General features: G+C 44.3%; 19 protein-coding genes and 2 pseudogenes. 14 read left to right on the top strand and 7 right to left on the bottom strand.

The window, feature by feature from the left end; genetic code table 11:
• The first annotated feature begins 275 nt into the window (after positions 1-275).
• The gene (locus ASD40_RS16850) at positions 276-701 is read left to right on the top strand and encodes an NUDIX hydrolase (RefSeq protein ID WP_057304369.1); all 426 of its coding nucleotides are present in this window, start codon (positions 276-278) and stop codon (positions 699-701) included.
• A 97-nt stretch (positions 702-798) separates the two neighbouring features.
• Here ASD40_RS16850 and ASD40_RS39400 read toward each other — a convergent pair.
• The 3 genes and pseudogenes from ASD40_RS39400 to ASD40_RS16840 form a co-directional block, all read right to left on the bottom strand.
• Positions 799-1438: pseudogene (locus tag ASD40_RS39400) on the bottom strand (transposase); the annotation flags it as partial.
• 41 nt (positions 1439-1479) lie between these two features.
• Positions 1480-1806: pseudogene (locus ASD40_RS16845) on the bottom strand (YnfA family protein); the annotation flags it as partial.
• Between the two features lie 12 nt (positions 1807-1818).
• Positions 1819-2214, bottom strand: coding sequence for a MerR family transcriptional regulator (locus ASD40_RS16840; RefSeq protein ID WP_057304368.1), 396 nt, complete (start codon positions 2212-2214; stop codon positions 1819-1821).
• 332 nt (positions 2215-2546) lie between these two features.
• Here ASD40_RS16840 and ASD40_RS16830 point away from each other — a divergent pair, with 332 nt between their 5' ends.
• The 13 genes from ASD40_RS16830 (at position 2547) to ASD40_RS16765 (ending at position 18233) form a co-directional block, all read left to right on the top strand.
• The gene (locus ASD40_RS16830; protein WP_235549285.1) at positions 2547-2894 is read left to right on the top strand and encodes a hypothetical protein; all 348 of its coding nucleotides are present in this window, start codon (positions 2547-2549) and stop codon (positions 2892-2894) included.
• Between the two features lie 646 nt (positions 2895-3540).
• Positions 3541-4305, top strand: a complete 765-nt coding sequence (locus tag ASD40_RS16820; protein WP_057304365.1) for a DeoR/GlpR family DNA-binding transcription regulator — start codon at positions 3541-3543, stop codon at positions 4303-4305.
• Between the two features lie 120 nt (positions 4306-4425).
• Positions 4426-6168 carry a class I mannose-6-phosphate isomerase gene (locus ASD40_RS16815; protein WP_057304364.1) on the top strand — a complete coding sequence of 581 codons (1743 nt, stop codon included), beginning with the start codon at positions 4426-4428 and terminating at the stop codon, positions 6166-6168.
• Between the two features lie 28 nt (positions 6169-6196).
• Positions 6197-7132, top strand: a complete 936-nt coding sequence (locus tag ASD40_RS16810) for an ROK family protein (protein ID WP_057304363.1) — start codon at positions 6197-6199, stop codon at positions 7130-7132.
• Positions 7133-7144: 12 nt separating this feature from the next.
• Positions 7145-8347 (top strand): CdaR family transcriptional regulator, encoded by a 1203-nt coding sequence (locus tag ASD40_RS16805; RefSeq protein ID WP_057304362.1) that lies wholly within the window; start codon positions 7145-7147, stop codon positions 8345-8347.
• A 101-nt stretch (positions 8348-8448) separates the two neighbouring features.
• On the top strand, positions 8449-10191 hold the full coding sequence (locus ASD40_RS16800) for a sugar phosphorylase (protein WP_057304361.1): 1743 nt from the start codon (positions 8449-8451) through the stop codon (positions 10189-10191).
• The gene (locus ASD40_RS16795; RefSeq protein ID WP_063860362.1) at positions 10188-11351 is read left to right on the top strand and encodes a glycerate kinase; all 1164 of its coding nucleotides are present in this window, start codon (positions 10188-10190) and stop codon (positions 11349-11351) included. The genes ASD40_RS16800 and ASD40_RS16795 overlap by 4 nt, the downstream gene beginning before the upstream one ends.
• Positions 11348-12706, top strand: a complete 1359-nt coding sequence (locus ASD40_RS16790) for a glycosyltransferase family 4 protein (RefSeq protein WP_057304360.1) — start codon at positions 11348-11350, stop codon at positions 12704-12706. The genes ASD40_RS16795 and ASD40_RS16790 overlap by 4 nt, the downstream gene beginning before the upstream one ends.
• Positions 12703-14055 carry an ABC transporter substrate-binding protein gene (locus ASD40_RS16785; protein WP_057304359.1) on the top strand — a complete coding sequence of 451 codons (1353 nt, stop codon included), beginning with the start codon at positions 12703-12705 and terminating at the stop codon, positions 14053-14055. The genes ASD40_RS16790 and ASD40_RS16785 overlap by 4 nt, the downstream gene beginning before the upstream one ends.
• Before the next feature lie 56 nt (positions 14056-14111).
• Complete coding sequence (locus tag ASD40_RS16780) at positions 14112-15014, top strand: carbohydrate ABC transporter permease (RefSeq protein ID WP_057304358.1); 903 nt, start codon at positions 14112-14114, stop codon at positions 15012-15014.
• Positions 15015-15027: 13 nt separating this feature from the next.
• Positions 15028-15846, top strand: coding sequence for a carbohydrate ABC transporter permease (locus tag ASD40_RS16775; protein ID WP_057304357.1), 819 nt, complete (start codon positions 15028-15030; stop codon positions 15844-15846).
• 15 nt (positions 15847-15861) lie between these two features.
• Positions 15862-16539 carry an SGNH/GDSL hydrolase family protein gene (locus ASD40_RS16770; protein ID WP_057304356.1) on the top strand — a complete coding sequence of 226 codons (678 nt, stop codon included), beginning with the start codon at positions 15862-15864 and terminating at the stop codon, positions 16537-16539.
• A gap of 29 nt (positions 16540-16568) precedes the next feature.
• Entirely contained in the window at positions 16569-18233 is a 1665-nt protein-coding gene (locus tag ASD40_RS16765; protein ID WP_057304355.1) for an MGH1-like glycoside hydrolase domain-containing protein, read from the top strand.
• 263 nt (positions 18234-18496) lie between these two features.
• Here ASD40_RS16765 and ASD40_RS16760 read toward each other — a convergent pair whose 3' ends face one another.
• The 4 genes from ASD40_RS16760 to ASD40_RS16745 form a co-directional block, all read right to left on the bottom strand.
• Complete coding sequence (locus ASD40_RS16760; RefSeq protein ID WP_057304354.1) at positions 18497-19597, bottom strand: Ger(x)C family spore germination protein; 1101 nt, start codon at positions 19595-19597, stop codon at positions 18497-18499.
• A complete protein-coding gene (locus tag ASD40_RS16755; protein WP_057304353.1) occupies positions 19594-20694 on the bottom strand; it encodes a GerAB/ArcD/ProY family transporter in 1101 nt (366 codons plus the stop codon). The genes ASD40_RS16760 and ASD40_RS16755 overlap by 4 nt, the downstream gene beginning before the upstream one ends.
• Entirely contained in the window at positions 20691-22130 is a 1440-nt protein-coding gene (locus ASD40_RS16750; protein ID WP_057304352.1) for a spore germination protein, read from the bottom strand. The genes ASD40_RS16755 and ASD40_RS16750 overlap by 4 nt, the downstream gene beginning before the upstream one ends.
• A 160-nt stretch (positions 22131-22290) precedes the next feature.
• Complete coding sequence (locus ASD40_RS16745; protein WP_057304351.1) at positions 22291-23187, bottom strand: LysR family transcriptional regulator; 897 nt, start codon at positions 23185-23187, stop codon at positions 22291-22293.
• Positions 23188-23220: the final 33 nt, after the last annotated feature.

Below are 23220 nucleotides of genomic sequence, written 5' to 3'. Positions count from 1 at the left end.
CCATTTTTACTATTGGTGTGTAACAATGCCCGCTGTTTCCGCTTTCCGCCTTTTAGGGGGGCTTTTTTGTATTAATTGGTTTGATAAACATATCGAGTCGAGATAAATCTGAATAAGAGAAAAATGAGCGTAATAAATTTTAAATGTCGGATGATAAGAACATTGTTCGATTGCCGATAAGTTAAAATAAACCGCTCCAAGGGACGGGCAGTATACAGCAATAGGAAATTAGTGGTAATCTAGTTTTGTTAATTTAAAAAGGGGAGGACGATGAAGTGGCTCCAAAACATATAGTTTCTGCGGCAACAATTGTAGTTAATGAGCGTAACGAAATATTATTGATAAAAGGACCTAAACGAGGATGGGAAATGCCAGGAGGGCAGGTTGAAGAAGGTGAATCATTGAAAGATGCAGCGATAAGGGAAACAAAGGAAGAGAGCGGTATAGATATAGAAGTGACAAAGTTTTGTGGTGTTTTTCAAAATGTAGGTGCAAGTATTTGTAACACTTTATTTTTAGGCAGACCAGTCGGAGGAGAATTAACAACTACCCCTGAGTCTTTAGAAGTAGGATTTTTTCCAATCGAAACAGCATTAGAGATGGTAAATTGGGGGAATTTTAAGCAAAGAATTGAGCTTTGCTTGAATGAAGAACTTCATCCTTTTTATGTTGAATTTTCCATTCCGCTTAAGGATTGCTAGAGCGCCATAAGTTTTTTCCGTCGGACAGCGTTAACCTCCCTCGGTAAAATTTGAATTACTCATGCAAGCTCGTCTATTCGTAGGATTTCTCCCTTTTAGATTTCATCTTTTTAAGCTTTTTAACTAGACGTTATGGTGATGCAAGACCTTAAATTCTTGGTTGCTCATGACCATGCACATCGTAATTAAACAGAGAAAGTGACGCAGGCGTGGACGGCCTCGTTTACTGAGCGTCATTTGTCCCTTCCATTTACCCGAGCTTGCTTCGGTCAAATTGAGGCCTGCGTGACGAAGTAGAGCGTTCCCGTGCGCATAACCTCTTAGATCTCCAGATTCTCCTAAAACACCAGCTAGAGCAATTGCACTTATTCCAGTAATGGCAAGGATCTTGCCTGAATAGGGGATACGTTCAAAAACGTCTTTGGCTTCTTTTTCGATCCTCTGCAGTTGTTTAGTTGCTAAGTCATGCTACTCAAGGAGCTGCTCTAGATGAAGTTTGTAAGCGTGTGTTGACTGCTTAAAACCAACAGTTTGCTTGGCAAGTTCGATGAGTAATTGGCTCTACGCACACCAGAATGCCGCTTCATTGATTTCTGCCATTCTCTAATTACATCGTCAGGACTTAGTTTACATAGATCAGCCGGGAGCGGAAAAAGCCGAAGGGTTAAGAGAAAGTCGACCCAGCGGTGGATCTGGTTAACGGCACTTACAAGTCGTTTGACGACTGTTTCTCGGTTGCCATTAGTACTCGCATTTGAATATTTAAGAATCTATTAATTCTTGGAGCCCATAGCATTATAGACACGCCTACAACGCAAACAGCAGCGCCTATCCAATCGTACATGTCGGATGTTTTTTTATCGACGAACATCCCCCAAAGTACAGCAAGAACAACAAACACGCCGCCGTATGCGGCGTAGACGCGACCAAATGATGGGAAACTCTGCAACGTTGGAATGATGCCATAAGCAACAAGGATGAGGCTTCCGATAATACCATACCAGAGGGGCTTTGATTCGCGCAGCCATAGCCATACCATGTATCCGCCGCCAATTTCGGCAAGTCCTGCGATAATGAAAATTAAGATTGTTAACAACAAAATCATTTACTCCTCTCGCTATGAACAAGTTCCGGTGGTTTTTATTTTATCAAAGCATTCAGACCAGGTGAGGCATTTGCATTTTAAGCCATCGTCTAAAATTTGAATCATCGAATTGATTTGTTTCTTTTTCTCTTCAAGCTGAGCGCGTTTTTCTCTCGCCATTTCTTCCCATCTATCCGATGTAGGGATTGTTTCGAATCCTTCAAGTAAAACCGCAATTTCTGGAATCGTAAACCCGGTATGCTGTGCTATTTTAATAAATGTAATTCGCTCCAGAAGGCTCTCGGAATAGCGACGTTGACCATTTTTACGGTCTGTATTTGGCAGCAGTCCAATGGATTCATAATATCGAAGGGTCGATGGATTCACATCTGCTTTAGCTGCTAGTTGACCAATACTAAGTTCAGACATTTGTATGCACCTCACTTGACTTAAAGTTAGCTTTAAGTATTATGATGTAATTATAATATTAATGAGGTGGTGGCGTAAATGAAAAAAAGTGAATGGTTAGCGGGGCTTAGCATTCTTGGAGCATGCGCTTTGTTGTGCATTGCCTTTGCTTGGCGGTGTGGCTGTTCTTGGCATATCTTCTTTCTTTTTAAATCCAGTGGTGATTGTGATATTAGCTCTTGTTCTTATTACGGTGGCAGTTGTTGTTTATCAGCGCCGAAAGGCAAATGGAACATCTTGCATGAAGCCAGGTTGCAGCTGCAAGTCTTGTGCAAGTGGAAGGAGCTAAGCGTATGAAAAATGAAGTGCCGGTTGCTTGCTGCCATACCGTTTTTACGAAAGAAGAGCGTATAGATTACAAGGACGCTTTTGGCGAATTAGAAAAAAGAAGGATAGCTGTAATGGAGATTGAAACTGGTTTTCAATATCAATTTCCGGGCGACTCGGATACGCTTCGCCTTCTGTATGATTGGATTAGTCTAGAGAGAAAATGCTGTCCGTTTTTAACTTTTACGGTGATAGCAAGTAGCGAAGATAAGCCGGTTTCCCTTCAATTAACCGGAACGGAAGATGCAAAATCATTCTTACGTTCAGAAATTAACGATAAGATTACTTTGATTACTACAATGAACGATAGATAATGTAATTAATAATCATTTTGAGCTTATTTAAGAAACGGACTTTAGCAGCAAAAAGTATATATATTTGCGTAATAGGTAAAACGAGGAACGTTAGTAGAACTGAACAAAAAAGCAGCTTGCTATGGGAGCTGCTCTGTTTCTTACGCTAGAGGGCTGCAATAAAGGAAATTATTGCTTTGGGTGGGTGTTATTACGATTCCAGGAAGAAAAGCCGACAGGATCTGACTGTTCAATCCGTATCAAAATTGATAACTAGCGAAAATGTTGAATCGTTAAAAGTTGTTGGTGGTTTGCCGGGTGCAACCTCTCCAAGACTGTACGAATGGCTTAATGAAGGCTGGATAAAAGAAGAATAGTTGACTTTTATAAACTGATGCATTATAACGACAAAACATCATAAGGAATTAATGCTAAGCGTCAAATAATTATACAGAAGAAATGTGAGTTGGAATTCAGTTTGTCAGTCAATTAAAGAATGCTGGGATCCCAATCAAGATTAATTTACAAGCAGGACTTCAGCATTTAAAGGTATCCGATAATGCTACATTAACGTCAGGCTCATTTATAATTTTCATTTTACGAAAACCTCTTGTTGTGTTATGTTATGTGATAATTGCATACAATTTATTCAATGAGGTGTTCGATTGTGTTACCTATCCAAAGAAGGCAAGTTATCAGCGAATATTTGGCTCACCATGGAGGCGCTTCGATTAAGGATTTTAGTATACAATTTGGCGTATCGGAGATGACGATTCGACGTGACCTTGAGCTTCTAGAGCAACAAGGGTTGGTCGCGCGGTCTCATGGTGGAGCAATATACATAGATAAGCTTATTGGAGAGCCCGCGCTGCCGGAGAAGCAATCGCGGAATCCTGAAGTGAAGGAAAGGCTCGCAGCCTATGCCGCAGAGCGGTTTGTATCCGATGGGGATGTCCTTATTGTGGAGGGAGGGACGACGGTGTCCAGAATGGCCGCGTATCTCAAGCACGCTCATTTGACACTGATGACCAACGGAATGGATGCCCTCCAGCAGTTAAGGGATGTGGCAGGAACGCATACGGTCTTATGTTGTGGGGGTGTATTGCGAGAACCTTCAGGCACATTTGTGGGTCCAGTGGCAGAAGCTTTTTTCTCACAGTATCACGCGCGCACAGCGTTTCTGTCGTCACTTAGTTTTACAATAGAAGCAGGATTTACAGATCCGAATATGATGGATACACAAGTCAAGAAAACCATGATTCAATCGGCGACAAGAACGATCATGTTGCTGGATTCCTCCAAAATCGGCAGCCGATCGTTCGCCACGGTAGCTCAGTTAAATGAAGTGTCGGTGCTGATTACCGATGCCGGAGTGAATGAACAAGTACGTGAAGCGTGTGAGTTAGCAGACGTTGAATTACACGTGGTCTAACAGGTTAAGCATCGATCTCTTTGTAGCTAATCAGTTACAAGGAGATTTTTTTGTGGTCGAACATGTTAGTTTATGTTATCTTATGTTATATTATGATAAATTAAATGGAGGTAACCATTCATGACGATTACATACAACAAGAAACCATCGATTCTAATTCAAGGGCACGAGCAAGAGGCACGACGAGGTTACATGGATATTGGTGAGGTTCTGAATGCTCGTTTGCACAAAAAGCAGAAAGAAGTAATTGTTATTGAATGTTATCCAGGTGTCCGAAAGCAAGAGATTCTAGAAGGGCTTCAACCTTACCTTCAGCCCTCAGTCGTAATCGACGTGGAAGCAGCTACTATGGACGCAGCTGAGATGGAGAGCATGTTGGAACGTTATCTAACGGATGACCGGGTATTCGGATACATGTCTCCTTTTCATATCGAAGATTTGTATGACCCATTGAAATTGGCAAAACTTAAAGAGCAAGTGGATGCGGTGTCAGAAGGGACTGTCATTCTGATTGGTTTCGGTGCCTCACTTGTCTCCAAAGGCGATTTAATTGTATATGCAGATATAACACGATGGGAAATACAGCTTCGCTACCGTTCAAAGGAATTTGGTAATTGGCTTGCTCATAACGAAAATGAAGATATGCTGCGTAAATACAAGCGGGGATATTTCTACGAATGGCGCATGGCGGATCGACTGAAGCGGTCGCTGTTTCAACACATCGACTATTATCTCGACACGAACGTGAAGGACGATCCGAAGCTTGTTTCATGGGAATCCCTGCTAGATGGTATGGAGCAAATAGCTCGCAGACCCTTCAGACTTGTCCCTTATTTTGATCCTGGTGTTTGGGGCGGCACTTGGCTTGAGGAGAAGATGTCTTTGGAACCCAAAGAGCATCCGTATGCGTGGGGCTTCGATGGCGTGCCAGAAGAAAACAGTTTATGTCTGGACTTCGGTTCGATTCAATTGGATGTGCCAGCGATTAACCTCGTATTCTTACAACCAAAGTCGCTACTTGGGGAGCGGGTTTATGCCAGATTCGGCGCGGAGTTTCCGATCCGATTCGACTTCCTCGATACTGTTGGTGGTCAGCATTTAAGCTTACAAGTACATCCAACAACCGATTATATTCGCAATCAATTCGGAATGTCTTATACACAGGACGAGAGTTATTATATTTTGGATGCCAAGCCTGGGGCTGAAGTTTATTTAGGCCTCAAAGATGATGTAGTGCCCGAGCAGATGATCGAAGACTTACGGAAAGCGGAGCAAGGCGTACCCTTCCCAGCCGAACAATATGTCAATATATTTCCAGCTGTGAAGCATGATCATTTCTTGATTCCTGCCGGTACGGTGCATTGCTCAGGCAGTGATTGTATGGTGCTCGAAATTAGTGCGACGCCTTACATTTTCACGTTTAAACTGTGGGACTGGGATCGCGTAGGTCTAGATGGCAAGCCGCGTCCTGTTCATATTGAACATGGGGAGAAAGTTATTCAATGGGATCGTACGACAGCTTGGACCGAGAAAGAATTAGTAGGTAGAGTAGAACCGGTAGCCGAGGGAGAAGGCTGGCGAGAAGAGCGCACAGGTCTTCATGAGTTCGAATTTATCGAAACACGCCGACACTGGTTCTCAGAGCCAGTGCTGCATGAAGGCAATGGCAGTGTTCATGTACTTAATCTTGTTGAGGGCGATGAGGCTGTCGTGGAAAGTCCTGAAGGCTTGTTTGAACCTTTCATTATTCATTATGCGGAGACGTTTATTATACCGGCATCGGTTGGGCAATACGTTATTAAACCTGCTGGCCCAAGTATCGGTAAGACGATCGCAACGATTAAGGCTTTTGTCAAAGGATGACATACAGGTTCAGATGGAGGGAAATAGTATGCAGGAAGGGATTTATTTAGCTTTCGATGTTGGCGGCACTTCCATTAAAGCAGGAGTAATTGATAGCTCGGGACGGATTATTGAACACACGATTTCGGAGTATCCGTCCAAAGCGAACGAGTCTGCAGTGAACATCTTTGATCATTTTTTACAAATGGCTGTAGACCTGCTGGGATTAGCAGATCCTGAAGGCCAAAAACGGATTGCTGGGATAGGTTATGCCTTTCCCGGCCCGTTCGATTATGAGCAGGGGATTAGCTATATTCAAGGCTTGAATAAATTCGATGCCTTATACGGGATGCAGGTTGGTGAACAGCTGCAGAAGATGATGCTGTTGGACACGCGATTAAAAGATAGAATCATGCCCGAATTCTTGCTTCGTTTTGAGAATGATGCTTCACTTTTTGCGATTGGAGAAGCCCATTTTGGGCAAGCCGCAACCTTTAGGAAGGCCGTTTGTCTTACCCTTGGAACTGGAATCGGATCGGGGTTTGTGGAGTCAGGTAAGTTAATTATACAGCGAGATGATGTTCCAGCGGGCGGTTGGGTATATGCGATCCCATACCGTTCCAGTATCGCTGATGATTATATCTCGCGGCGCGGGTTGCTTGCGCTTGCATCAGAACAAGGAATTAACCTGGATGGCCGGGATGTCAAGGAGTTAGCCGAATCCGCACGTGCCGGAGAACCCTCAATTCAGCAACTGTTCGACACGTTTGGCGAGCGAATTGAAGAGGCATTAGCAACCGTGTTGAAGACTTTTAACCCCGACGTTATTGTGCTAGGTGGTCAAATTTCCAAAAGTGGTGAGCTTTTTATCCCAAGTTTTCGACGTCAATTAATTCATAAAGAGATACATGCCTCTGTGGTCGTTAGTCATGATACCTTACGGAGTACGCTCATGGGCATTTATCATCTGTTGCAAGAGCATTAGGAGCTGATTCCAATGATCTCGAGTGAAAAATCGCAATATATCGTGAAAGAGCTTTCCAAAATTATTGACCGAAATATTAACTTTATGAATGATGAAGGGATTATTATCGCGAGTACGGATCAATCTCGTATCGGTTTAGTCCATGAGGGAGCTCTGGTCGTTTTAAAAACGAAAAAAAAGCTATTAGTCAAAGATAATCAATTTGCGGGATCCAAAGCCGGCATCAATTTGCCTGTTTATTTTGAGAATCGCGTTATCGGTGTAATTGGCATTACGGCTACTGAGCCGGAAGTATTGAAGATGGCAGAGATTATCCGCAAGATGACAGAGATTTTGATCAAGGAACAACTCATCGATGAGCAAAACGAAATCATTAATCAGTCGAAAGAGGTCTTTATTCGTGATTGGTTGGAGGGGAGATGGAAAGAAGATAAAGTCCTCTCCTCAAGGGGGTGGATGATTGGACTTAACGTTAATTTGCCGCGTGTCGTCATCACTGTCCATATTCATTACAACATCGATATTCAAAAAGAGGGGACGTCTTACAATCTGCAAAAAGAGCAAAATCGCTATAAAGGATATCTGCAAGAAGCCGTAAAATTTAATGACCAAGATGTCATCATTCCAGTTGGGTTCATGAAATTTGCCCTGCTCCTGACATGTCAAGGTTCCAGTGAAGAAACAAGAAAAGATGTCGTCTCACATAAAATCCAATATATTCTTAGACAGTTTCCTAAATCTGAGAATTACACGATTAAAGTGGGTGTCGGGGGATATTATGATTTCATTCGAGGGATACCGCTTTCCTATTTGGAATCAGAAAAAGCCGAATCTTACGCGGGATCATCGGATGAATGGAGCCTCTTATTTTATGACGATCTCCGGCTGGAAATGCTGTTAGATAGTGTACCCGTGGAAAGCAGCCATGATTTTGTGCGGAAAACGTTGAATGCAGCGGCTTTTTCGGATCCCAAAGAAATCATTGAAACGCTGAGTATATTTTTTGCTTGCAATCAATCGATCAATAAGACGGCCGATAGGCTGTTTATTCATAAGAACACTCTTCAATATAGGTTGATCAAGATAAAGGAAATAACCGGGTACGATCCCCGTGTATTCGAGGAAGCGGTGTTGCTTTATTTAGCCATCTATTTTCATCCAGCCAATAAAGCCTCTTCTCCTGGTACAGGTCTTGGTACAGGTAACAATAATTAGAGCGAATACGGAGTGAATGATTGGTACGTGTAATATGTTATGCGCTTACAGAACCTGTTACGATTTAGGTATACCAGAGAGTAAAGGTGGTTTTACAGCGAATGGCAATTGACCAATCCCATGCACTACTAGAGAAACTTAACATCATATATGGCAATGAGAAGGCTCCTGCTATTCTTGAACAAATCAAACAGATGCTAGACAGATACGCTTTACAGAAGACGAAGGATAAGCGTTGGGTATCGGAAAAGGATGTCATGCTCATCACTTACGGTGATTCCATCCGAAGCGAAGATGAGACACCGCTGCAGTCACTGCGCAAGTTTTTGCTTCGAAATTGCCAAGGCATGTTGTCATCTGTTCATATTCTTCCGTTCTATCCCTATTCTTCTGACGATGGCTTTTCAGTTATCGATTATCGTGAAGTTAACCCACAGCTGGGCAATTGGGATGATGTTACGGCATTGTCACATGACTTTGATTTAATGTTCGACGGAGTCATCAACCATATCTCACAGCACAGTGACTGGTTCCAACAATATCTGTTGGGTAATCCAGACTATGCGAATTATTTCGTTGAAGCGGATCCAGATGCGGATTACAGCAGTGTTACACGCCCGCGTGCTTTGCCATTGCTGACCAAGTTCCAAACACCTGCGGGAGAGAAGCACATATGGACAACCTTCAGCGATGATCAAATCGATTTGAATTTTGCCAGCGAGAAAGTACTGCTTGAAATCGTAGAAATTCTGCTTATGTATGCAGCACGCGGGGCTCGTTACCTTCGGTTGGATGCGATCGGGTTTATGTGGAAGAAGCTTGGGACAACATGTATGCATCTAGAAGAAACGCATGCGATTGTACAGGTGATTCGTGAGGTGTTGGAAACAGCGGTACCTGACATCGTGATCATTACGGAGACGAACGTGCCGCATCATGACAATATCAGTTACTTCGGCAATGGCTCGAATGAAGCGCACATGGTGTATCAATTCCCATTGCCGCCGCTCACATTGCATACACTGCATACAGGGAACAGCAGTAAGCTTCAGGCATGGGCTGATTCACTCGGATCGACCACACAAGAGACATCGTTTTTCAACTTCCTAGCTTCGCATGATGGCATTGGCGTACGTCCAGTGGAAGGAATCTTGAGCAAGGAAGAAGTAAACACCATGGCTTTAAAGGTGCAGGAACATGGCGGATTTGTCTCTTACAAAAACAATGGTGACGGAACGAAGAGTCCTTATGAGTTAAATATCAACTACTTAAATGCCTTATCTCATCCGGATGAAGCTATTGCGCTAAAGGTCAAACGCGTTGTCGCGGCTCACTCCATTCTCTTGTCTTTCATGGGCATGCCAGCGATCTATGTTCATAGTTTGTTGGGATCTCAAAACGATCAAGAAGGTGTGAAGGCAACAGGGCGTTACCGTTCGATTAACCGAGAGCAGTTGCTACATGATCAATTGCAGCTGGAGTTGGATACAGAAGGTTCACTGCGGGAGCAAGTTTTCCAAGCACTTAGAAAGCTTATTCAGATTCGGGTAATGCAACCAAGCTTTCATCCGAATGCTTCTCAACGCATTCTGACGAGTGACAGCCAGCTCTTCGCTTTGCTTCGTACAGCGTCGCAAAACGGAGAGTTGCTCGCCATCGTGAATATTACAAATGAAACAGTACAGCAAGACTTCGCGGCTTTACAGACAGGCTGGAAGCACGGGGAAATGGTTTTTGACTTGATTTCTGAGCAAAATATCCACATCGAAGATTCGCTGCAACTCACTTTAGCGCCTTACCAAGTGATGTGGATCAAACGTCTTGAAGGGGGTGATGACAAGTGAAGATCATCATTTCTCCAGACTCCTTTAAAGGGTCGATGTCCACAGTCGCTGCCGCTAATCAGATCGAAGCCGGCATACTTACTGTGTTTCCTTCCGCTCAAACCATCAAAATTCCAATGGCTGATGGAGGGGAAGGTACGGCGGAAACGTACCGGATCATAGCTGGAGGAGAAATGATCTGGCACGAAGTGATGGATCCCTGTCATCGGACCATTCAGGCATGCTACTGTTGGATTGAGAAGGATCGGACGGCCGTCATCGAGACGGCAGCCGCTTCTGGGTTAACCCTTTTGAAGGAAAGTGAACGTATGCCAGCAGGACTCACTACCTACGGAACAGGTCAGCTCATTCGTTACGCCTTGGAACGTGGAGCCAGGAAGATCATTGTCGGGCTGGGGGGAAGCGCAACCATCGATGCAGGAATCGGTTGCCTACAAGCGCTAGGGCTTCAATGCTTTGATGGGAACGATAACGAGATAACCGGCGAGAATTTTCGTTTAGATGCCATTGTTCGCATGGATGCCAGCCAATTGGATGCACGTCTCCATGAAGTTGAACTTGTCGTTGCGTCCGATGTCAAAAATCCGTTGTTGGGATCAGAAGGAGCTGTCCATGTCTTCGGTCCACAGAAAGGGTTGCAGCCGCATGAGCTAGCCGTCTTCGAACAACGGATGAGCCGGATTGCGGAACTCGTGACCCAGACTGCAGGATGTGACATGCGGGTTCAGCCTGGCGCAGGAGCTGCTGGAGGATTTGGATTTGCCTTACTTTCCTTCTTCTCCAATTTAACGATGATGAGCGGCTTTGACTTGATTGCTCAATTAAGCCGATACAAGGAGCAATTGAAGGACGCTGACTTAGTCATCACTGGTGAAGGTAAGTTTGATACCCAATCGCTTTATGGTAAAGCACCGATTGGCATTTCTCGTTTAGCTAAACCGTTTAACGTTCCGGTTGTCGTCTTCACAGGCATATCAGAGGGGAACGAGCAAACGATGAGACGAGAAGGCATTCAAATGGTGATTCCGATTATTGATCGTGTTATGACACTAGAAGACTCCATGAAACAGGGAGAGAAGCTGTTGAAAAAAGCCGTCATTCGGTTTTTTGAAACGATTCGACTAGCGGGACACTTTAAGGCTAAGGGGGTGGAAAGTTGAAAATTGCACTAGCCCACTTTAGGGTCGGTGAAACAGATGGTGTTTCTTTGGAGATAGAGAAGTGGAAGCAAGTACTGAAGCAAATGGGGCATGAGGTGCTGTTGTTGGCAGGAAGTGAAGGCCAAGTTCGTGCGCATGTAATCGCTGAGCTTCATTATAAACATCCAATGAACGAGAAGTTTGTGTACAACGCTTATGACAAGATGATTGATTATGATTCGGAAAAAGAATTTGTGGACGACGTGGTAGCCTTCGCTGACATCATGGAGCAAAAGATCGTCGATTTCATAGCATCGGAATCCATCGATTTGCTCATTACCCACAATTTGTTATCGTTAGGCTGGAGCTTACCTGCTGGAATCGCCTTCGCTAAAGCGTTAAAGTCAACCGGGATTCCTTGTATGGCGCTTCACCACAATTTCTACTGGCAAAGAGATCGATACTTAAATCCGACATGTCCTACGGTGACGGAATGGTTGGAAACCCTGTTTCCACCAGACCTGCCGAATGTTACCCATGTCGTCACGAATCGATTATATCAAGATGAACTCATGCAGCATCGAAAATTGAGTTCCGCCATCATTCCAAACGCATTTGATTTTAATGCTAAGGTTTGGGGAAAAGACGATTGCAATGCATCGCTGCGTCGAGACATTGGCGTCACCGAAGACGATATTATTATTTTGCAAGCTACCCGGGTAACTGAGCGTAAGACGATTGAGCTAGGCATCGATACGGTGGCGGAGCTGCAAGTTCAATTAGAAACGTTAAAGCAACGCAATGCCACTCTCTATAATGGGAAAACGCTTTCGGATCGCAACCGACTCGTTTATATCCTTGCAGGCATGCCGGAATCCAGTTACGAGTATACGGAAAAGCTAAGAATTAAAGCGGACAACCTAGGAATCGACATACGGTTTATCAACCCATTGATCGATCAATCGCGTTCTTATTTTAACGGACAGAAACGGTATTCACTCTGGGACGCCTATGTCATCGCGGATTTCGTCACCTTTCCAAGCGTGATTGAAGGTTGGGGAAACCAACTACTCGAAGCCGTGTTTGCGCAGAAACCGCTCCTGATCTATGAATATCCGGTCTATGAGAAAGATATTAAGAAATTCGGATTTGACATAGTTTCGCTGGGTAACACGCATCAGATCGAAGCGAATGGGTTAGCCAGCGTGAATAGCAAGAATGTGAAGGCAGCGGCGACCAAGATGGCACAGCTGCTAACCAATGAAGACGCGTATACACAGATGGTTCAGCATAATTTCAAGATTGGTAAAATGAATTTGTCCTACGAAGCGCTTCACTTACTTTTGGAACCATTAATTGAGGAGGTCAAAAGATGAATAAAAAGTTAGGTCTAATATCGATGACATGTCTAATGGGAATCATGACAGCTTGCAGCAGCACAAACAAGAACGAGACATCTTCCGCGGCACCAGTTGCAAGTACACAGGCAGATAGCAATGGCAAAGTGACAAACATTAGCATGCAGATTGCATGGGCAAGCGATTCAGGCAGAGGTAAAGCTATTCGAGAAATGCTTGATCAATTCGAGAAAGAAAATAAAGATGTAAAAGTCGAATTGCTGGGCGGCGTGCAAGCTGGGCAGAAGCTTCTTACACAAATTTTAAGCGGAAAATCACCAGAGGTACTTCAGGTTGCATACGGCGATGCTAAACCTTTGGCAATCCAAGGGGCATTCGTTGATTTGATGAAGGATTTCGGAGCTGAGAAAAGCAATTACATGCCGCAAATTTGGGAACTTGCTGTGAATGATGGGCAACTTACAGGCATGCCGTGGCTGGGTCACACCATTCAGGTCATTTATAACAAGAACCTGTTTGAGAAGGCTGGCATTAAAGAAGTACCGAAAACATGGGATGAATTCTATGCAGTGGCCAAGAAATTAACCGTGGATACGAACGGTGATGGAAAGCCGGATCAATTCGGTATCGGGTTGTCAGGTAAGCAAGGCGGCGACTTGGGCTGGATGTACGGTCTGTTCGCGGGTCAAGCGGGAGCTAAGCTTGTCACTCAAAAGGACGGGAAAAGCGAAGTTGCAATTAATTCCCCTGAAGGTATTAAAGCCTTAGAATTTTATACGAAGCTGTTGAACGAAACTTCACCTCCAGATTCTTTGAATAAAGATGGCGGAGCCATTCAGACGGATTTCAGAAACCAAGTTGTAGCGATGGAATTGTCGGGTCCTTGGGGCGTTGCCGAAGCCTGGAAAACGAATGGTAAGTTTGAAGCGGGTGTAGCTGAAGTACCAACAGGTCCTGCTGGTAAAGCGACTGAAGTAACGACTTACCTGCTCTCCGTTCCTACTGGGGTAGAAGGTGATAAGCTGGCTGCTTCCAAGAAGCTGATTAAATACTTGAGCTCCAAACCAGCCCAAGAGATGGTCATGAAGGGTGAAAAAGGCGACGATGGTAAATACTATCCATTCCGTATGCCAATTCGTAAAGATATGGCCGACACTCAGTTTTATAAGGACCACCCTGAATTTAATACGTTTATGAAGGGTGTCGAATATCCAGTTGCCCTATTCCCGATTCCGCAATGGGCACAAATCAGTGATGAAGTGTACACAAGCGCTTTAAATCAAGCCGTATCCGGCAAAATATCGGCAGCAGATGCGCTGAAATTGGTTCAAGAAAAAGGCAACACGATTATTAAGAATTCGAAGTAAACAAGTGGGGAGCACCTCGTAGTCTGGGGGCTCCCATTTCTGAAGGGGGACTCGCAGTGAAGGTTTTAAGAAGCAAGCTCGGAGATCTCAACGCATATCTTTTTTTATTACCTTCTATCGTCATTCTAGGTCTCTTTTTGATATATCCAATCATTTGGTCTGTCATCGTCAGCTTTAAGAACGTTAAACCGATTGCACTCAAAAATGCAGGTCTTTTCGAAATTCCGGGGACATTCATTGGTTTTGATAATTATGCAGCGGCCATTCATAATCCGTTATTTTTCAAAGCCATTGTAAATACAGCCTATTTCGGTGTTCTATTTATACCGATTTCTATGTTTGGTGCTGTTTTTCTAGCTATTCTTGTGAATCAGAAACTCAAAGGTGTTAACTTTGTCAGATCGATTTTCTTTATCCCTTATATTATTTCAATTGTAAGCGGCAGTTTAATTTTCATGTTTTTGTTTAATGGGGACAAAGGTTTAGTCAATGCATTGCTATTGAAGTTCGGTTTAACAGGGCCTGATTGGCTTGCAAATGCAGCTTGGGCGATGCCAGTCATCGTGTTGATGTCATGTTGGAGAAATATCGGTTACTATATGCTGATTTACTTATCTGGCTTACAAAATATACCTAAAGATCTTTATGAAGTAGCCGATGTGGAAGGCGCAACTAAATTTCAAAAATTCCGGTATATTACCTGGCCTTTGCTAGGGCGTATCTCGTTAGTCGTTATAATATTGCTGTTAATTCACTCGTTGAACGTTTTCCAAGAAATATTCATCATGACAGGTGGCGGTCCGGGAGATTCAACCATTACGGTTCCATTCCTTATTTACAACAGGGCGTTTAAATACTATGAGTTCGGTCCTGCTGCCGCGATGTCTTACTTGTTGTTCATCTTTGTCGTAGGCGTGGCCATTATTCAAAGAAAGCTTGTAGATCGAAGATTAGGCTAGGGGGGTTCGTAAAATGAAAAACAAGAACGTACTGCCCACAGTCACTCTTTGGGCAATTGGCATCGTATTTCTGATACCTATTTACTGGGTATTGGTATCCAGCTTGAAAAGCGATGCGGACATTACGAAATTTCCACCAACGTTTTTCCCAGAAACATTAGTTTGGAATAACTACCCAGATATTTGGAGTAAGCTCAAGTTCGGCGTGACCTTTACGAACTCACTAGTCGTGGCAGTTCCTACTGTTATTCTTACGGTGTTGTTCTCGAGTATGGCTGGTTTTGCGTTTTCCAAGAAACGCTTTCTGGGTAAGGATGTCCTATTCTCTGGTTTGATCGCGACAATGATCATTCCACCAACAGTTTTGATGTTGCCTATTTACTTCATTATTACGAAGCTAGGCATGTTTGATTCGTTACTAGGATTAATTTTGCCTTTCTCAGTAACTGTTTTTGCTATATTTTTCACAAAGCAATATATCGATGACATTCCAGATGAAATGCTTGAAGCAGCTAAAATGGACGGGGCAGGAGATTTCCGCACATTCATACAGATCATTATTCCATTGATCCGACCCGCTATAACTGCGCTAGTCATTATTGATTTCGTACAGAATTGGAACTCATTCACGATGCCGCTCGTCATTCTGCAAAGCGAATCTCATTTCACTTTACCGTTAAAGCTGGCCATGATGCTAAGCAATTCTGACAACGTTCCTTGGTCCAAAATATTAGCGGCCAATGTCTTGTCATTAATCCCAGCGCTTGCCGTGTTTCTCATACTTCAGAAGCAATTTGTTAATGGATTGATGGCAGGGGCTGTAAAAGGGTAATAAGGAGATACCGAGATGAAACGCAAATATAAAATCGCTTGTCTAGGCGATTCCATGACGGCATTTTGGGGGACAGAAATGCCCGAGCTTAAGGCTTCCTTAGAAAGTAAATTTCCGGAGCAGCCTTTTGAACTCTTCAATTATGGTGTAAGCGGAACTCGGGCGGAATATGGGATTTATCGTGTCTCCCATGACTTCCCTAGTCCGTCCGGAACCGGCATACAGAAGTGCCTTTCTTCTGTTAGCCCCGACCTAGTTGTTGTCGAATCTTTCGCCTACAATCATCGCCTGGATGGGAAGCATCGCATTGAAAACTATCATCAAGTATTGCGCCAGTTATTAGACGAAATCAAAGCAACAACACCAGCTCAGGTGGTGTTTCTCATTACGATACCGCCTGAAAAAGAAAATTTCTTGGATCATATACCGACTTATCAGAACGTTGCCAAAGATTTAAGGCAGGAATGGGCGGCATACAGCGAGATGTACCTTCAAGCTGCAGTCCAATTTGCGGAAAATGAAAATGTGCCGTATATCAATGTGTTTGAGCTTGTTAGGGAAAAGGTGAGCTCTGGTGTTCCTATCCGTTGGTTTATCGACCAAAATGACCATATTCACCCAAGTCGATACGCTTATGAGCTCATTGCCGAAGAAATTACAGAAGCGATAATTCGTTACGACTTTATCAAATAAACATGTTCATCGGAGTAGGAGAATAATTCATGCCAACTACTAATCATACGCAACCAGAACAATGGACAAGAGGTTTGTTTTTTAATAAAAAGGCCTATGCGGATACGCAACTTCTGACATTCGAGGAGGCGCGCTCTTTTCTCCCTGCTCCAATATTCGAGAGCCGTCCTGATTATATCGAATGTTACTGGCGTACGTGGGAAATTGCCTATCGGAACACTTTCGTGCCAACCAAGGAAAGTGGATTTGTAAGTAATTTCATTGACGCAGCATTTAATGATAAAATTTTCTTATGGGATACGGCTTTTATAACGATGTTTTGTAATCTAGCTCATCCCTATATCCCGGGGATCCGTTCATTAGATAATTTTTATTGCAAACAGCTGGACGACGGGGAAATCGCTCGTGAATACGTGACGAATTCCGGTATCGAGTTCTACAAATGGGTAAATGCCGAGCGCAAACCACTGCATTCATTCTTCCATAATCATTACAAGCACCGGGGACTCGCGCAAATTAATGATCTTGACTTTGATGTGATGTACAAGCCAGATTTGGGTCGGACTGTTGAAAACCCACCTTACTTTAGACTGGACAATTTAAATCACCCAATCGTTTCTTGGGCGGAGTTGGAAAGCTTTAAGCATACGGGAGATCGGGAGCGACTGGAGCTGGTTTGGGAACCACTTGTGCGATACTACGATGCGCTTTGTTACCACCTTTATAATCACTACGGTTTATTTGTGACAGATTGGGCGAGCATGGATAATTCCCCGCGAAACCAATATTTGGGCAGCGGGGTTGATATTAGCTGCGAAATGGTGCTTGTAGCCCGAAGCTTAATCGAGATCGGGGGCATCCTGATTGATAAAAAATTAGAAGAAGGGTCTAAAGAGGCTGCCAAAGATCTTGCCAGTCAAATCGCACGATTGGAAAAAGATGCTGGGACGTTTACGACAGCGATTAACACATTCATGTGGGATGCCGAAACTGGCTTCTATTATGATGTTAAGAATGACGGGCAGCGCGCTCCCGTCAAAACAATTGCTGCCTACTGGGCGCTGCTTGCTGAAGTCGCAGATGAATCTCAGGCTGCCAAGCTAGCCGAATGGTTGAATGATCCGAACACCTTCAACCGTGTACATCGTGTTCCGGTATGTGCTGCCGACGAGCCTGGATATGATCCGCAAGGAGGATATTGGAGAGGTTCCGTCTGGGCTCCGACGAATACGATGGTTATTCGCGGCTTGGAGAAATACGGATATCTAGATTTAGCCAGAGAAATCGCACTCAACCACCTGAATAATGTTGTGCAAGTCTATAAGGATACTGGTTCGATCTGGGAGAATTATCCGCCTGATTCCATTGACTCGGGGAATGCTGACAAGAAAGATTTTGTAGGCTGGTCTGGTATTGCTTCGACGCTTTATCTGCTGGAGCATGCGATTGGTCTCAAGGGGGACGCTTCAAGGAACGAGTTGACATGGCGACTTCAATCGGGGATGGGTACAATTGGGTGCAATCGATACTGGTTTGCCGGTAAAACCATTGATCTGATCGCAATTGAACAGACAGATGGGTCCTATATCCTTACGGTTACAAGCGATGCCCCAGTGAAACTTAACGTTTTGTATGGCGTCATTGAAAACAAGACGGAGGTCAATGGCACTATTCAAATTAGGATTAAATCTTGAATAGAGCGGAGTAACTAAATCTCTTTGGTTTGCAATGAATACGTGATTTTACTAAAATAGAATATCATTAGATACCGCGTAAATCGCGGTATTTTTGTTGCGCGCCTCACAGTCGCACAATCTAAGTGGTTCAAATTCACTCGGTAACTTTACCCTTTAAAGTGCCATAGACGAAGTAACCTGTCAGACGATCATAAGTGTTTATATTCTTTGTCACCCATACAAACAAGCCTGCAGCATAATCAGCCGCAGGCTTGCTTTCGTTAGTCCAAAATGCCGGTGTTAAGAATCCTAATCTTAACTGTTGGCTTAATACTGATCTTCGGATACTGCTTTCGCCAGTTCATTCCATCGAACAGCTTCGGATGATAGGCAGCCACCTCATGCCCAAGCTGCAAGTAATCGCAATTGGCCTTCTGCAAGGTTGCAATCACGTTAGTTGCCTTTGTCGTTATATCAGCTGCGATTTCGTTTTCCAACTTTGTGAGCATTTTCTTCGTGTGTTTCTTATAATCTTCATGTCCTTCCTCGACTAATTTAAGATCCAGTTTTAACGAGATTTCAATTTCGCGGAGGTTGTCACCATTAGAGATAATATGGAAATTCCGTTTGGCATTCTGTATTAGAACCGTATAATCCTTTTCGTCAGTTTTACTAATAATCGGCTGGTTTTTACCCCTAGCGCCATTCATTAGATAGGCTAGCTGGGTATCCTCATCATTTAGATTGACTCCGGTATACTTCCCGTCGCTAAACAAAGAAGTACCTGCAAGGCGAGCCCCGTTCTCATAAGGCTCGAACCGATTGAGCGCGAAGTCGTTAATGAACTTCGCTCCCCCGAGTATATAGTGGACTACTTTGTTTGAAGGAATTCTTCCTCTCCGTTTTTCCTCATCCAATAAGCCTACCAGAAATTCCGATGCGGTCTGTTCTTTAATCTTTTTCTTAGACAACAGCTTCGATAGATCGCCGTCATACACGGCTAAATAGCCATACAACGGATTGGCTATAAATTGGCTGGTCATATCTAGATAGCTCAGCGGCTGATCTTTAGCGAATCTAGTGCTAATTAGAAACAACCTGGTCCCCAGTACAGCAAGGACGCCGGGCATTTCCTTGTTTGTTTTAGCTACTGCGTCATAGAGGTTATCACCCTTTGACGCAATGTGTAAGTTATTCGGCCTGCCTCCTCCCTGAGCAACATGTTGAAGAGAGGAAATCACATAGTCTACCTTGATTTCCTTGCTGTCACCTTCGAAATCGATTCCGATAACGTCAACAAAAAGCATCTTCTTCAACTGAACCTGATCCCAGCATCCTGTCAGCAGCAGGCAGATGATTAGCGCTGCAAGCATTCTCTTCATATGCCGCTCCTCCTGGTGCCTCGCAGCTTGGAAATCAAGAGCAGGATGAGTGGCAGAATGGCGATCATGATGATCGACAGTTTGTCCTGAATCGAGGAAAACTGCAAAATGGCACTACGCTTGGTCAGGAAAAAACCCCCTATGAAACAAACGCATACAATCGCCCATACCCAAACATGCTGCTTGCCCAAGCCCTGACTGCGTAGATGAAGGAAGGCTTTAGCGGCCAAAAAGAAATACACATAGATCGTTGTCGATATAATGCCTACATAGAAGATGAGGAACAATATGTCAATGCTCTGCAGCGTCTCAAGTTGATAACTCTTTAATATAAAAATGATTGGCTCGGGAATAACCTTGAGCTGTGCCAAACTGAACTTCATTGAGCAGATCAGGCAGACCATGACATCGTACACGACCGTGCAGGCGTTCGCAAGCGATATCGTTAGAAGCAGCTTCTTTTTGCTCTGGGTCTTTACATACGGGTAGGCATAAAGGAGCAGATCATACCCGACAAAAGCGCTAAATGCGGTATATGCTCCCTTCATAACCGGATACCAGCCATCAGGCAAGACTGGCAGTAAATTTCTCACGTCAAGTCCGTAGATCCCACTAAAAACGATCAACATAAAACTAATGAAATAGTAGAAAATAAAGGTTTGCGATACATAAGCAAGCTTCTTCAGTGTTGACGTTGCCGCATAGCCGCACACAATTAGAAGCATAAGAATGATTGCCCACCTAGGCGTCAGCAAAAATACCCATCTTTTTATGATGTCGGTATAAAGCAATGTTAACAAGAGTCCGGAAAGGGCGTAATAGCTTCCATACAATAATTTGATGCAAGCTCCAATCGGTTTGCCTACAATTAGTGGGAGATAGGCATAAAAATTCCGCGCTGGATATCGGCTGCCAAGCCACCAAATCAGCACGATGCCTGCTTGTGCGGCCAGTCCGCTTAGCAAAACAGCCAGCCAAGCATCATGGCCGGCAACTTCGGCTTCTCCATGGGGTAAGGATATTATTTCCGTTCCAAGCTGCACCATGATTACGAGCGAGATCAGTTGTCTACCAGTGATGGTTTCTTCTTTCCTCATCGTTTCCATCTCCTTGGATGCCGTATCCTTATTTGATTGCTCGGCGCCGTTCCTCCCGGCCGCTTGCGCAAGCTCCAAACCGGTGCGCGAAACAGCGTATCCTTCATCTCGCTCAAGGAGAAGGGCGGTTTATAGTAAGGGAGTCCCATCGTATTCATTTGGCATAAATTTATGCAAATCATCATGAAGAAGAAGGCGAGGCCAAATAGACCGAACAACGAGGAAAGAAGGAGCGCAGGATAGCTTAGAAGGCGAATGGCGCTGCTCATCTCGTATGAAGGTATGATAAAAGAGGCCAAGCCTGTTAAAGCGGCTACGATAACCATTGTATTGGAAACCAAATTTGACTGCACGACCACCGTTCCGATGACAATACCGCCAACTACGCCGATCGTTTGGCCGACGGGACTCGCCAGCCGAACCGTTGCTTCTCTTAAAATCTCAAGTAGGAGCATCATCGAAAGCGCCTCGAATACCGGAGGAAACGTGACATATTTCAGCGAGTTCTGCAGGGTATTGACGAAAGTGATCGGCAGCAGCTGCGGATTAAAAGCACTGACCCCCACATAAAAGGCAGGCAGGCCAATCGTAATAAAAAAGGAGCAGATACGCAAAAGCCGAAAGATTGAGCCTATCAGCCAACTGATTTGGTAATCATCCGGGCTTTGGAAAAAAGACCAGAACGTTACCGGAAGGATGATCGTGTCCGGTGATCCTGCAGTTGCAATGACGGCCTTTCCCTCCATTAAATAGGCACGTGCGCGGTCCGGCCGTTCCGTAACGAGCAGTTGTGGAAATAGGCTGAATTTCTTCTCCCGGATGAGCTCATCGATAAATCCCGGCGCCTCGACATAGTCAATGTCAATACTGCTGAGCCTTCTTTCCAGCTCCTCGATGATCGCCGTATTCGCAATCGACTTGATGTACATGACAGCCACCTTCGTCTGCGAGAGCCGACCTATCGTATACGTTTTGACGACAAACTCCCTAGTGTTGATTAGCTTGCGCATCAGGTTGATATTTGTATCTAAATTTTCAATGAACGCTTCATTTGCTCCGCGTAAAACACGCTCATTGGTCGGGATATTGATGGAGCGCTCCTTCTTTAAATCCACCCCGAGCAGGTAAAGCTTGTTCTCTTCGCCGCGATGCAGCACGACTTTACCATACATGATTGCCTGAACAGCTTCCTCCAATTGCTCGGTTTCCGCATAGTCGAGAATCGACACGACGTCGCGGACCGCGTCCTGCGGACGGAGAAGCAGCGGCTTCAGAATAAAATCTTGAACGTGGGAGGAATCAATCAACGTATTGAAATAGAACAGCCTATATTCCATTCCCCCAATGAACAGCGGTTTCGATTGAAAGTCGCTTTGTTCAGAGAAAAGCTGTTTGAAATATTGCTCTGTCGCTTCAATCGATGAACTTGGCTTCACACGTTTTTCCTCCCATCATCACCGTTCTCCTTACTTTAACCCATAAATTCCAAAAATATGTAAAGGCCGATTTAACTGTAGCCAGCTATTCCAAGTATCAGTGCGTAAAGAACGTAAGTTTGAGCTTGGCTAAACGAAAAAAGCGTGCACATAGCACGCTTTATCTGCTTAACTTTGAAAAGTTCTCAAAATAGTCGAGGACGAACTCGTGAAACTTCTGTGCGGCCAACGACAAATAATGCCTCTTGGACCAGACCAACCTGAGCGTCAAGCTGCCGCCGAGATCGGTAATTGTCAGTTTGTTTTGCATCAATTCCATTCTTGACCTCCACGCCAATTCCGGGGCAAATGCGATACCGTGCCCTTTTTTCAACAGCAATAACGCTGCATCAACCTCATCTACTTCAATAGTCGTATTAGGTATAAATCCGCCGGCTTTCATGCATAAGCTATCCGTCAATTCACGGAACCAATACCCGGAATTTAGTCCAATGAATGATTCATCCTTTAGTTCGTTAAGGGAGACACACTCCCGACCCGCTAAAGGATGATGATCCGGTACGATCAAATGGATTTGCTCTGTCCGTAGCGTCCTCCATTCGATATCAGGACCTTCAATCTGCGCAAAAGTGATGCACATATCAATATCACCGTTCTCGACCATCTGCTTCATCACGGATATAGGTTCAACTACTTGGTGAAAATGCACATTCGGATAAAGCTCCAAAAAAGCTCCCAGCATTTCCGGCAACAGGTTTGTAAGCGAGACCGCAAGCGTTATGCTTCCACGGTCCAGTCCGGTCATTTCTCGGATTTCCCGCTGCGCTTCCTCGAGCTCTTGAAGGATTCGGTCTACACGTTTAAGAAACACTTTGCCGTATGCATTCAATCGAATATTGCGACCTTGCCGATCGAATAACGGAACGCCGACATGCTCTTCCAACCTGGCGATAGTCTTGCTCAGCGAAGGTTGGGTAATGTTTAATACCTCCGCAGCTTTCGTAATTTGTTCTAGTTTTGCAGTCGTTTGGAAGTATTGCAGCTGAAGCAGCTCCATGTGATACCCTACCTTATATATAGACTCGAATCT

The organism is Paenibacillus sp. Root444D2, from assembly GCF_001426375.1.
In the GTDB taxonomy this organism is placed as follows: domain Bacteria; phylum Bacillota; class Bacilli; order Paenibacillales; family NBRC-103111; genus Paenibacillus_E.
Note: the sequence above shows the minus strand (reverse complement) of the source record. Positions and strands in the feature narration are given on the sequence as shown.